This is a genomic window from Mycobacterium sp. THU-M104 (assembly GCF_049197365.1).
Classification (GTDB): Bacteria; Actinomycetota; Actinomycetes; order Mycobacteriales; family Mycobacteriaceae; genus Mycobacterium.
Map to the genome: position 1 here is coordinate 1 of NZ_JBMIOP010000125.1, position 11,530 is coordinate 11,530.

The window sequence follows — 11,530 nt, forward strand, 5'->3', positions numbered from 1 at the left end:
CCGACAGGTCGTCCGGGCTGCGGCCGAGGTCGGGCCGGCGCAGGTACTCGCCGCGCGAGTCCGCCCTGCTGCGCACCTGCAGCGGCTCGCCGAGGCCCCCGCCGACGGTGATGCCCCGCAGCCGTGCGACCAGGCCGTCGACGTCGAGCGGGTCGTGCACGGCGTCGCGCGCCGCGGCGTGCGCGGCCCGCAGCTCCAGGACGCGCCGGGTGGGCAGGGAGTTGCCCGTCCGGCCGAGGCCGATCCGCGCCTGCGTGGTGGCCCGCAGCGGTGCCCACAGGTCGTTCACCGGCCGGCCGCCAGTTCCCGCAACGGAGACGTCGCGAGGTCGGCGGGAAGGATCCGGCCCTGCGCGTCGGCCATGCCCAGTCCGGCCAGCCAGGCCTCGAATTCGGGTGCGGGCCGCAACCTCAACGCCTGTCGCACGTACAGCACGTCGTGGAAAGACAGGCTCTGGTAGCCGAGCATGACGTCGTCGGTACCCGGCACGGCGATGACGAAAGCGGTACCCGCCACGCCCAGCAGGGTCAGCAGCGTGTCCATGTCGTCCTGGTCGGCCGCGGCGTGATTGGTGTAGCAGACGTCGACGCCCATCGGCAGGCCGAGGAGTTTCCCGCAGAAGTTGTCCTCGAGCCCGGCGCGGACGATCTGCTTGCCGTCGTAGAGGTATTCCGGACCGATGAACCCGACCACGCTGTCGACCAGCAGCGGCTGCAGCGCCCGGGCCACCGCGTAGGCGCGTGCCTCCAGGGTCTGCTGGTCCACCGGTTGGCCGCCCACCCCGAGGTGGGCCCCGGCCGACAGCGCCGAACCCTGCCCCGTCTCCAGGTACATGACGTTGTCTCCGACCGTGCCGCGGCGCAGCGAGCGGGCCGCCTCGTTGGCCTCCGCCAGCATCGCCAGGGAGGTGCCGAAGGCGGCGTTGGCGCCCTCGGTCCCCGCGACCGACTGGAAGACGAGGTCGACGGGCGCTCCCCGCTCGACCAGCTCCATCGTGGTCGTCACGTGGCACAGCACGCACGACTGCACGGGAATGGCGAACCGCTCGCGGATGTCGTCGAGCAGGTGCAGCAGGTCGCAGGCCGCGGCCGGTGAGTCGGTCGCGGGGTTGACCCCGATCACCGCGTCGCCGCAGCCCAACAGCAGGCCGTCGAGCATCGCGGCGGTGATCCCGCGGGGGTCGTCGGTGGGGTGGTTGGGTTGCAGCCGGGTGGCCAGCCGGCGCGGCAATCCGATGGTGGTCCGGAAGGCCGCGGTCGCGGTCGCGGCGGCGGCGACGGCGATCAGGTCCTGGTTGCGCATGATCTTCGACACCGCGGCAACCATCTCGGGGGTGAGCCCGGGGGCGACGGCGGTCAGCCGCGCCGCGGTGTCACCGCGAGATGCGTTGTCCAGCAGCCAGTCCCGGAAGTCGCCGACGGTCAGATGCGCGATCGGGCCGAACGCCTCGCGGTCGTGGCCGTCGATGATGAGCCGGGTGACCTCGTCGGTCTCGTAGGGAACGACCACGTCGGACAAAAACGACGCGAGCGGGATGTCGGCGAGCACCCACGCGGCCGCGGCGCGTTCGGCGTCGGAGCCGGCGGCGCACCCGGCGAGCTGGTCACCGGAACGCAGGGGCGTCGCGTTCGCCAGCACGTCGATGAGCCCGTCGAAGGTGTAGGTGGTCCCCGAAACGGTCTGCCGGTAGCTCATCTGGTGAACAGTAGGTCACCTCGGTGCGATGAGGCAGGATCGGCAAGTATGGATCAGCTGTGGGTCAACCGGGCCGCCACCTCCGAAGCCGCTGTGGTGCAACGACACCTGAAGCGGCTGTGGGCACTGCCGGGCACCCAGCTGGGAGTGGTGGCCTGGCCGCCGACGCGGCGCGACCGGTGGTTCGGCAGCTGGCACTACTGGTGGCAGGCCCACCTGCTGGACTGCCTCCTCGACGCGCAGCTGCGCGACCCGCAGCCGCAACGGCGCACCAGGATTGACCGGCAGGTCCGAACCCACCGGCTGCGCAACAACTTTTCGTGGACCAACAGCTATTACGACGACATGGCGTGGCTGGCACTGGCCCTGCAGCGCGCCGCGAAGACGGCCGGTGTGCAGCGCCGGCGCGCACTGCCCAAGCTCGCCGACCAGTTCGTCAAGGCCTGGGTACCCGAGGACGGCGGGGGCATTCCGTGGCGCAAGCAGGACCAGTTCTTCAACGCCCCCGCCAACGGCCCGGCCGGGATCTTCCTGGCCCGCTGCCAGGACAGCCACGGGCACCGGCTGCGGCGGGCCCAGCAGATGGCCGACTGGATCGAGGGCACTCTGATCGACCCGGAGACCCACCTGGTGTTCGACGGCGTCAAGTCCGGCTCGCTGGTCCGGGCTCAGTACACCTACTGTCAGGGCGTCGTGCTCGGGCTGGAAACCGAGCTCGCCGCGCGCACCTGCGACGACCGCCACGCGCCGCGGGTGCATCGCTTGGTCGCTGCGGTCGGCGAGCACATGGCGCCGGCCGGGGTGATCAAGGGCTCCGGCGGTGGGGACGGCGGCCTGTTCGCCGGTATCACCGCCCGATACCTCGCGCTGGTGGCCACCGCGCTGCCGGGCGAGGCCCCCGCCGACGCCGCGGCCCGCGACACCGCCCGCACCATCGTGCTGGCCAGCGCGAAGTCGGCGTGGGACTGCCGGCAGTCCGTGGACGGGCTGCCGCTGTTCGGACCGTCCTGGGATCGCGACGCGGAGATCCCCACCGAGCTGTCCGGGGCCGGGGCTCAGGCGCGGTTCGCCGACGGCGCCGTGAGCGGTTCGGGGGTCGCCGAACGGGACCTGTCGGTGCAGTTGTCAGGGTGGATGCTGATGGAGGCCGCCTGCCGCGTCACCGGTCGGGGATCGTGATCTGTGTGCGGTCCTCCCGCGCACCGCCTCTTCGGCCCCGGTAGCCGCGCCAGGCGGCGATGAAAGCCGGCATCAGCGAGACGACCAGGATTGCCAGGATGATCTTCTCGAGGTTCTGGTGGACGAACGGCACGTTGCCCAGGAAGTAGCCCGCCAGGGTCGCACCCCCGCCCCAGGCGATGCCGCCGACGATGTCAAAGCCCAGGAACACCGGGTAGCGCATGTAGGACACCCCGGCGATCACCGGGACGAAGGTCCGCACGAACGGCGCGAACCGGGCCAGGATGACCGCCCAGGCGCCGTATTTCTCGAAGAACGCATGCGACTCGGTCACGTAGTGCCTCTTGAAGAACCGCGAATCTTCCTTCCTGAACAGCGCCGGACCGATGCGCCGCCCGATGAAGTAGCCGGTCTGGTCGCCGAGCACGGCGACCAGCGCGACGCACGGCGCCAGCACCCAGATGTCCACCGGCGGGTGGGGATGCGCGGCCAGCAGTCCGCCGGTGAACAACAGCGACTCGCCGGGCAGCAGCGGGAACAGCAGCCCGGTCTCGATGAAGACGATCACCAGGATCCCGGGCAGCACGGCCGAGCCGAAGACGCCGCCGGCGCCCAGCCAGTACATCGGGTCGAGGATGTCGGGCAGGGCCGTCACCGCTGTGCTCACGATTCCTCAACATACCGGCGTAACGCGTCACGGGCGGCCAAGTCGGGGATCTGACGGATCACCGGGCTAGCCGCTGACGGACTGGCAGACCTTCCATTGGTCGTCGCGGTACTGCAGGTCCAGGCTGCGCGTCGAGCGTAGCCGGGGGTCGTAGGCCATAAAGGTGGTGACGTTGGCCTCGGCGTGGGGGCCGTTGACGACGATCTGGTCGATGCTGGCGATGACGGGATATTGCCCGGCCGCCGAGACGCGGCGGTAGGTCTCCTCCCACCCGTGCTCGTCGAAATCGACATAGCTGTCGCGGGTTGTCCCGCAGGTGAGTGTGCGCAGCGTTGTCAGATCGCCCCGCTGAACCGCGGCGTCGAAGGTCTGTATGGTCTGCCGAACCCGATCTTCCTGCGAGGCCTTCGAGTGTTTTCCGCGGGTCAGCAGTACGGTGCCCAGGATCGCGATCGCCGCCAGGGCCAGCACGAGCAGCACGAGCAGCAGCACCCAGCCCCAGTTCACGTTCGGGGACGGCCGCAACTTCGCGCCGAGGCGCGGAGGAATCGATTGCGGCACAGCAGATTTCGAATTTTGACCGGGCTGCCCGGCCGAGCCCGAGGCTGGCGCGGCGAAAACCTCCGTGGCGGCTTCGGAGGTGGTGGGCATCACGGTGGTCTCTTTGGCGTCGAATCCGGGCGCGGTGAAGCGGCGTTCGCGCTGCCGGGTTGCCGGGTCGGCCTCGGGAAAGTCGGACCGGTCGGGCTTGTTCATCACGACGGTCTCGGTCTCGGGGTCGTCGGGCACCACCGGGTGGCTCTCGGTTGCTTCCTCGCCGGGTTCCACCGGGTGCTCGCGGTTGGGCTCGGGCGGATTGACCATGAGCGCTGCTGTCCTCCTACGAGTGGATAGTGTGGAGCTTAGCGACCCGGCAGCCCGGTTGGCGTCACGGCCGAGGCGCGCGACGGCGGGCAAACGGGAAACGGCAGAATGGACCCATGACGTCGATGGGTGATCTGCTGGGGCCCGATCCGGTCCTGCTGCCGGGGGACCGTGAAGCCGAAGCCGAACTGCTCGCCAAAGAGAACCCGGGCATCGTCGCCGCCGCCCATCCGACGGCGTCGGTGGCCTGGGCGACGCTGGCCGAGGAGGCGTTGGCCGAGGACAAGGCCATCACGGCCTACGCCTACGCCCGCACCGGCTACCACCGGGGCCTGGACCAGTTGCGCCGCAACGGCTGGAAGGGTTTCGGCCCGGTGCCGTACGCCCACGAGCCCAATCGCGGCTTCCTGCGGTGTGTGGCGGCGCTGGCGCATGCCGCCGACGCCATCGGCGAGACCGACGAGTACGCCCGCTGCTTGGATCTGCTCGACGACTGCGACCCCTCGGCCCGCGACGCGCTCGGGCTGTAACAGCAGAATCGTCAGAACCAGGCGCTCCAGAACCGGGTCAGCGAGTCTCCCCACGCCACCAGCACGTGCGGCACCCCGGAGAAGTCGAACAACCACAGCACCATCCCGAAGAACCAGCGGTTCAGGCCCGGCGCCAGCAGCAGGAACAGCAGGATGAAAAAGCCGTACTGTTTTGCCGGTGCCACCGCGCGCTGCGTCTGGGGGCTCAGATGCGGTTCCAGGGCGTCGTACCCGTCCAGGCCCGGGATCGGCAGCAGGTTCAGCACCATCGCGGTGAGCTGAAGAAACGCCAGGAACGCGACGCCGGCCCACAGCACCGCGTGGGCCGGGTCGAAGAACAGCCGGATCAGCGTCAGCAGCAGCACCGCCAGCAGCAGGTTGGCGGCCGGACCCGCCAGGCTGACCAGGGTGCGGCGGGCGGGTGTCATGAACCACGTGCGCAGATACACCGCGGCGCCGGGCAGGCCGATGCCGCCGAGCACGATGACCACCATCGGCAGCACCAGCGACAGCGCGGGATGGCTGTAGCGCCGCGGATCCAGGGTGAGATAGCCGCGCACGGCGGCGTCGTGGTCGCCGAACCGCCAGGCGGTCAGCGCATGCCCGAACTCATGCAGACACAACGACACCAGCCACCCGGCGATCACGAAGACGAACACCCCGGCGTAGGACAGCGGCCGGACGCTGGATCCGGCCAGCCAGGCCAGCACGCCACCGGCGGCCGTCACCGCCAGCAGGGCCAGGAAGACGGGACTGGGGCGCACCGATTCGTGCGAACGTGCGGGAAAGCTCACCGGTCGAAACTATCGGACGGCGAGCCAGCCCTCGAGGTTGCGGTAGAACGTCGATCGCCGGACCGGGCGGGGCGCGGGCACGCCGTCGCGCACCACGTTGACCCCGGTGCAGCCCAACTGGGCCGCGCGCCCGGTGACCCACCGGCGGCCCGGTACCCGGGCGCGCAGGCCGGGCAGCGCACGCGTCGGCTCCACCTGGCAGCCGGCCACCCCGCCGTCGAACAACCCGGTGTCGTCGACCACCGCCTCCCCGTGCAGCGCCTCCCCGTCGCCGGGCGGCAGCCAGTGCGCCCGGCCCGCAATCACCCACCCCGTGTCGTCGCGGATCAGGGGCACCCGGGCCGCGGATCCGCGCCGGGCGCGCCGCGCCGCGCGTCGCCCGGACGGCAGTCGGTAGGCGCGGGTCGCCGCCGTGCGGCGGCGCGGCACGTAGGCGACCTCGACGTCGAGCCGGTCCGCGCGCATCAGAACGGTCAGCAGCGCGGCCAGGTCGGCATCGGCGCCGATCACCACCAGCCGGCCGTACGGCCCGACGGCGGCGTCCAGGCCGGCCCGGTTTTCGGGGCGAAGAAGGGGTAAGCGGCGCAGCGGTCCGGGAACCCGGCGCTCCCCGAACAGCAAGGCCGCCGCCGCGGGCGTCTCATCCGGCTTCGTCATGGGTTCCTCGACTGTTCGACGACTGTTCGATCAGGTCCGGCCGAAACTATCAAGCGTCGTGTCTGGGTACTCGTCGTGAACCCAGGATTGGTGATCATCGTGTTACGTCAGGGAGCTGTTTTCGGCGCTGGCGAAGCGTTACAACGTGATGGCCGATGCGTGGACGTTGGGGCTGCATCGCGTCTGGAAGCGGCAGGCCATGCGAATTTGCGCCCTCGAGTGCGGCGAACGGGTACTCGACGTGGCGACCGGTACCGGTGATCTGGCGTTCGCGGAGGCGGCGGTGGTCGGGGCGCAAGGCCAGGTGGTCGGCGTGGACTCCTGTGCCCCGATGCTCGGGGTCGCCCGGCGGCGCCGTCGCGGGGCCGTCGACTTCCAGGAGGGCGACGCCATGGATCTGCGGTTCCCGGATGCGTCGTTCGACGTGGTCACCATCGGTTTCGGGCTGCGCAACGTCGCCGATCGCGGTAAGGCGTTGCGCGAGTTCCGGCGCGTGCTGCACCTGGTTGTCCCGTGATGAGCTGAGCAAGGCGATGCGGGAGGCGGGTTTTGTCGATGCCCGCTACGTCTCGCTGAGCACCGGATTCGCTACGGTCCATGTCGGTTCGCGCGCGGCAGGGCGACACGGGCCGGGATCACGCGACGCCGCGGAAGTGTCGACGATTTAGGATCACTTCCGGGGAGCCGGAACGAAAACCGTCCCGGCCCGTGTAGACATACTGCTTTTACCGTGAACACCACAGCGAGCGGGCCAGACCAGGTTGGAGCATGTCATGCCGGCAATCGTCCTCATCGGCGCCCAGTGGGGTGACGAGGGCAAAGGTAAGGCCACTGACCTGCTCGGTGGACGCGTGCAGTGGGTGGTGCGCTATCAAGGTGGCAACAACGCCGGTCACACGGTGGTGCTGCCCGGTGGGGAGAACTTCGCGCTGCACCTGATCCCGTCGGGGGTGCTGACACCCGGGGTCACCAACGTCATCGGCAACGGTGTGGTGGTCGACCCCGGTGTCCTGCTCGACGAACTCACGGGATTGCAGCACCGCGGCGTCGACACCTCCAAGCTGCTGATCTCGGCCGACGCGCATCTGCTGCTGCCGTACCACGTCGCGATCGACAAGGTTACCGAGCGCTACATGGGCAGCAAGAAGATCGGTACCACCGGCCGCGGAATCGGGCCGTGCTACCAGGACAAGATCGCCCGCATGGGCATCCGGGTGGCCGATGTGCTCGACCCGGAGCTGTTGACCCACAAAGTCGAGGCCGCACTGGAGCTGAAAAACCAGATCCTGGTCAAGATCTACAACCGCAAGGCACTCGACGCGCACCAGGTGGTCGAGGCACTGCTGGAGCAGGCCGACGGTTTCCGGCACCGTATCGCCGACACCCGGCTGCTGCTCAACAATGCGCTGGAGGCCGGGGAGACGGTGCTGCTGGAGGGCTCGCAGGGCACCCTGCTCGACGTCGACCACGGCACCTACCCCTATGTGACGTCGTCGAATCCGACCGCCGGCGGCGCGGCCGTCGGCTCGGGCATCGGACCGACGCGGATCACCACCGTGTTGGGGATTCTGAAGGCCTACACCACCCGCGTGGGTTCGGGCCCGTTCCCCACCGAATTGTTCGACGAGAACGGCGAATACCTGACCAAGACCGGCGGTGAGTTCGGTGTCACCACCGGACGTCGCCGCCGCTGCGGCTGGTTCGACGCCGTGATCGCCCGCTACGCCACCCGCGTCAACGGCATCACCGACTACTTCCTGACCAAGCTCGACGTGCTCTCCAGCCTGGACACGGTGCCGGTGTGCGTCGGTTATCGGCTCGACGGCAAACGCACCCACGACATGCCCATGACCCAGAGCGACCTGGCCCGCGCCGAGCCGATCTACGAGGAGCTGCCCGGTTGGTGGGAGGACATCTCGGCGGCCCGCGAGTTCGACGACTTGCCCGCCAAGGCGCGTGACTACGTGTTGCGGCTCGAAGAGCTTGCCGGAGCACATGTCTCGTGCATCGGTGTCGGTCCGGGCCGGGAGCAGACCATCGTGCGCCGGGACATCCTGGCGGCCCGCGCGTGACGGCCACCGAACCGGATCCCAAAGACATCGATCCCGAATACGAGCACCACGGCGGCTTCCCGGAGTACGGCCCGGCCAGCCCGGGTCCCGGGTTCGGCCGGTTCGTGGCCCACATGCGTCGGTTGCAGGACCTCGCCGTGTCCGCGGACCCCGGCGACGACGTCTGGGACGAGGCAGCCGGCCGCGTCGCGTCGCTGGTGGGGCTGCTGGCACCGTTCGAGGCCGGCGAGGGCAGGGCGCCGGCCGGGCGGACTCCGGACCTGCCGGGCATGGGCAGCCTGTTGCTGCCGCCGTGGACGCTGACGCGCTACGGCCCCGACGGGGTCGAAATGAAGGGCGGTTTCAGCAGGTTTCACGTCGGCGGCAACCACGCGGTGCACGGCGGTGTGCTGCCGCTGTTGTTTGACCACATGTTCGGCATGATCTCGCACGCCGCGGGCAGGCCGATCAGCCGCACCGCCTTCCTGCACGTCGACTACCGCAAGGTCACCCCCATCGAGGTGCCGCTGACCGTGCGCGGCCGCCTCACCGCCGCGGAGGGCCGCAAGGGCTTCGTGTCCGCGGAGCTGGTCGACGGCCAGGACACGGTGCTGGCCGAGGCGAACGGCCTGATGGTGCAGTTGCTGCCCGGCCAGCCCTGAGTCGGGTCCGCCGCGCCCGCGGGCCGCGCACCTATCCTTGAGCGGTGACCGACGGCGTGACTGGTGAAGGACGGCAAGAACCCGACGACCTGGACGACAAGACGACGGTGATCGAGTTGGCCCCACCGGTGGGCGGGGCGGATTCCGGCGTCGGAGCCGACGAAAGTGCCGACGCAGCCAGGACCCGCGTGCTGCTGCTGGGTTCGGGTGCACCGGCCCGGGAAGTGACGATCGCATTGCGGCGCCTGGGCGCGGAGGTGGTCGTCGCCGACGAGGACCCCGCCGGGCCCGCGCACGCCATCGCCGACCAGTCGCCGGCTGTCACGCCGGTTGACGCCGCCGCGCTGTCGGGTGCCGTCGCTCGGTTGCGGCCGGACGTCGTGGCGACTGCGGCCGGTGCCGTCGCCGGTCGAGCCCTCGAGTCCCTGGAAGGCATCGAGCTGGTGCCGAGCGCCCGCGCCGTTCGGCTCACCGGCGACCCTGAGCGCCTGCGCCGGCTGGCCGCCGACGAATTGGGCCTGCCCACCGCGCCGTTCTGGTTCGTCGGTTCGGTCGGCGAACTCGAGGCGGTGGCCGTCCACGCCGGGTTGCCGTTGCTGGTCAAGCCGGTGGCCGGAGCGCCGGGGCGCGGGCAATCCGTCGTCACCAAGCGCCACGACCTGGAGGCGGTATGGCAAGGCATTCTCGGGAAGCCGGCGGGGCAGGGCGAGTACCGGGTGCTGGCCGAAACGCTGGTCGACGTGGACTTTTTCATCACCCTGCTGGTGGTGAGCAGCCGCGGTGCACCCGGGCCGCGGATCCAGTTCTGCTCACCGATCGGTCACAGCCGCGCCGAGGCCGACGTGCTGGAGTGCTGGCAGCCCCAGCAGCTGAGCCCGGCGGCGCTCGATGCCGCCAAGTCGATCGCCGCGCGGATCGTCACGTCGCTGGGTGGGCACGGGGTGTTCGGCGTCGAACTGATGATCCACCGCGACGAGGTGTATTTCGCCGACGTCACCGCAGGCCCGCGGGAGAGTGCCTGGGTGACGACGCGCAGCCAGCGGCTCTCGGCGTTCGAACTGCAGGCGCGTGCGATTCTGGGCCTGCCGGTGGACACGATGATGACGTCGCCGGGGGCCGCGCGGGTGATGCGCCCGGGCGCCGGGGTGCCGGCCGCGGACGCGCTGTCCCGCGCGCTCGGCGTGCCCGAAAGCGACGCGCGCCTCTTCGGGCCGGGATCGCGAGCCGCGTCGTGGGTGGCGCTGGCCACGGCGCCGGATGTCGCGGCGGCCCGCGAGCGAGCCCGCGAGCTCGCGGGCCGGGCCGATGTGCCAGACTCGGTGCGATGAGTTACGCGGGAGACATCACGCCGCAGCAGGCGTGGAAGATGCTCAGCGACGACCCCGATGCGGTGCTGGTCGACGTGCGCACCGACGCCGAATGGCGCGTCGTCGGAGTGCCCGATTTGTCGAGCCTGGGCCGCGACGTGGTCTACCTCGAGTGGAATACGTCCGACGGGCGGCTCAACGAGAATTTCGTCGCCGAGTTGCGCGACCTGGTCCCGTCCGCCGGGCGTGAACGGCCCGTGGTGTTCCTGTGCCGTTCCGGCGGCCGCTCCGTCTCCGCGGCCACGGTCGCAACCGAAGCGGGCATCGGCCCGGCTTACAACGTACTGCACGGTTTCGAGGGGCACGCCAGCTTGTGCTGGCGGGCAACGGGATTGCCCTGCAAGGAATTCTGAGGCGTCTGGCTACCCGGCCTGACGTTCGGCCGCATCCGCGTCTTCGGCAGCCGCCAGCGTTTCGGCCTGCTTTCCCGCCTGGTCCAGTAGTGGCCGCGCGTAGATCATCTGACTGGTGATCGCCATCTGGCCTCGGGTCCGGCCCAGGAAAGAGATACCCCAGGCGAGCAAGGCGGCGGCCCGGTTACGGTGCCCGACAAGGTAATACAGATGCAATAGCAGCCACGCCAGCCAGGCGATGAAGCCGCCGAACTCGAGCTTGCCGACTTTCGCGACCGCGCTGTAGCTCGAAACGAGCGCCATGCTGCCCTTGTCGCGGTAGGCGAACGGTTTTCGCGTGGCCGGGGCGTCGGTGCCCTTGACCGCATGCTCGATGAGGTTGGCCGCGTACCGCGCCCCCTGGACCGCCCCCTGCGCCATGCCGGGAACGTCGGGCACCGACATCAGATCGCCGACGACGAACACGTACGGGTGGCCCCTGACGGTGAGATCGGGCTCGACGACCACCCTTCCGGCGCGCTCGGTTGCGGTTCCGCAGGACTGCTCGGCGAGCATCGTGCCCAGTGGGCTGGCCTGCACGCCGGCCGCCCACACCTTGCAGGCGCATTCGATGCGCCGTTCGCCGCCGTCCTTCTCCTTGATCGTGACGCCCCGGTAGTCGACCGCGGTCACCATCGTGTTGAGCTGGATCTCGACTCCCATCTTCTCCAG

The 11,530-nt window shown here is 70.1% G+C and carries 14 protein-coding genes; 7 read left to right on the forward strand and 7 right to left on the reverse strand.

The features are described from left to right. On the reverse strand, positions 1-289 hold a 289-nt coding region (locus ACOJVU_RS10935), incomplete at its 3' end, for an ethanolamine ammonia-lyase light chain EutC (protein WP_421529802.1). Next, positions 286-1,695, reverse strand: coding sequence for an ethanolamine ammonia-lyase subunit EutB (locus ACOJVU_RS10940; protein WP_421529803.1), 1,410 nt, complete (start codon positions 1,693-1,695; stop codon positions 286-288). The genes ACOJVU_RS10940 and ACOJVU_RS10935, both read right to left, overlap by 4 nt. Before the next feature lie 48 nt (positions 1,696-1,743). Here ACOJVU_RS10940 and ACOJVU_RS10945 point away from each other — a divergent pair, with 48 nt between their 5' ends. Beyond that, the gene (locus ACOJVU_RS10945) at positions 1,744-2,874 is read left to right on the forward strand and encodes a glycoside hydrolase family 76 protein (RefSeq protein WP_421529804.1); all 1,131 of its coding nucleotides are present in this window, start codon (positions 1,744-1,746) and stop codon (positions 2,872-2,874) included. Here the strand turns inward: ACOJVU_RS10945 and ACOJVU_RS10950 are convergent. After that, the gene (locus ACOJVU_RS10950; protein ID WP_421529805.1) at positions 2,855-3,541 is read right to left on the reverse strand and encodes a VTT domain-containing protein; all 687 of its coding nucleotides are present in this window, start codon (positions 3,539-3,541) and stop codon (positions 2,855-2,857) included. The two genes, ACOJVU_RS10945 and ACOJVU_RS10950, sit on opposite strands and share 20 nt — an antisense overlap. A gap of 66 nt (positions 3,542-3,607) precedes the next feature. Beyond that, positions 3,608-4,405, reverse strand: coding sequence for a hypothetical protein (locus ACOJVU_RS10955; protein WP_421529806.1), 798 nt, complete (start codon positions 4,403-4,405; stop codon positions 3,608-3,610). 116 nt (positions 4,406-4,521) lie between these two features. Between ACOJVU_RS10955 and ACOJVU_RS10960 the strand changes: the two genes are divergently transcribed. Then, positions 4,522-4,935, forward strand: a complete 414-nt coding sequence (locus ACOJVU_RS10960; RefSeq protein WP_421529807.1) for a DUF3151 domain-containing protein — start codon at positions 4,522-4,524, stop codon at positions 4,933-4,935. 11 nt (positions 4,936-4,946) lie between these two features. On the opposite strand, the gene ACOJVU_RS10965 is transcribed toward ACOJVU_RS10960, so the two are convergent. Together ACOJVU_RS10965 and ACOJVU_RS10970 are read right to left on the reverse strand one after the other, a co-directional pair. Continuing rightward, positions 4,947-5,729: a site-2 protease family protein gene (locus ACOJVU_RS10965; protein WP_421529808.1), complete on the reverse strand. Its 783-nt coding sequence runs from the start codon at positions 5,727-5,729 to the stop codon at positions 4,947-4,949. A 9-nt stretch (positions 5,730-5,738) separates the two neighbouring features. Then, the gene (locus tag ACOJVU_RS10970; protein ID WP_421529809.1) at positions 5,739-6,386 is read right to left on the reverse strand and encodes a peptidase M50; all 648 of its coding nucleotides are present in this window, start codon (positions 6,384-6,386) and stop codon (positions 5,739-5,741) included. 115 nt (positions 6,387-6,501) lie between these two features. Here ACOJVU_RS10970 and ACOJVU_RS10975 point away from each other — a divergent pair, with 115 nt between their 5' ends. From ACOJVU_RS10975 to ACOJVU_RS10995, 5 genes are all read left to right on the forward strand, one after another. Beyond that, positions 6,502-6,903, forward strand: a complete 402-nt coding sequence (locus ACOJVU_RS10975) for a class I SAM-dependent methyltransferase (RefSeq protein ID WP_421529814.1) — start codon at positions 6,502-6,504, stop codon at positions 6,901-6,903. A gap of 256 nt (positions 6,904-7,159) precedes the next feature. Next, on the forward strand, positions 7,160-8,458 hold the full coding sequence (locus ACOJVU_RS10980) for an adenylosuccinate synthase (RefSeq protein WP_421529810.1): 1,299 nt from the start codon (positions 7,160-7,162) through the stop codon (positions 8,456-8,458). Further along, positions 8,455-9,099 (forward strand): PaaI family thioesterase, encoded by a 645-nt coding sequence (locus ACOJVU_RS10985; RefSeq protein ID WP_421529811.1) that lies wholly within the window; start codon positions 8,455-8,457, stop codon positions 9,097-9,099. The genes ACOJVU_RS10980 and ACOJVU_RS10985 overlap by 4 nt, the downstream gene beginning before the upstream one ends. A 128-nt stretch (positions 9,100-9,227) precedes the next feature. Next, a complete protein-coding gene (purT, locus tag ACOJVU_RS10990) occupies positions 9,228-10,427 on the forward strand; it encodes a formate-dependent phosphoribosylglycinamide formyltransferase (RefSeq protein ID WP_421529815.1) in 1,200 nt (399 codons plus the stop codon). After that, entirely contained in the window at positions 10,424-10,819 is a 396-nt protein-coding gene (locus ACOJVU_RS10995; protein ID WP_421529812.1) for a rhodanese-like domain-containing protein, read from the forward strand. Before purT ends, ACOJVU_RS10995 begins: the two co-directional genes overlap by 4 nt. Positions 10,820-10,828: 9 nt before the next feature. Here the strand turns inward: ACOJVU_RS10995 and ACOJVU_RS11000 are convergent. Continuing rightward, positions 10,829-11,530 (reverse strand): NAD(P)/FAD-dependent oxidoreductase (locus ACOJVU_RS11000; RefSeq protein WP_421529813.1); only part of this gene is annotated, 702 nt, incomplete at its 5' end.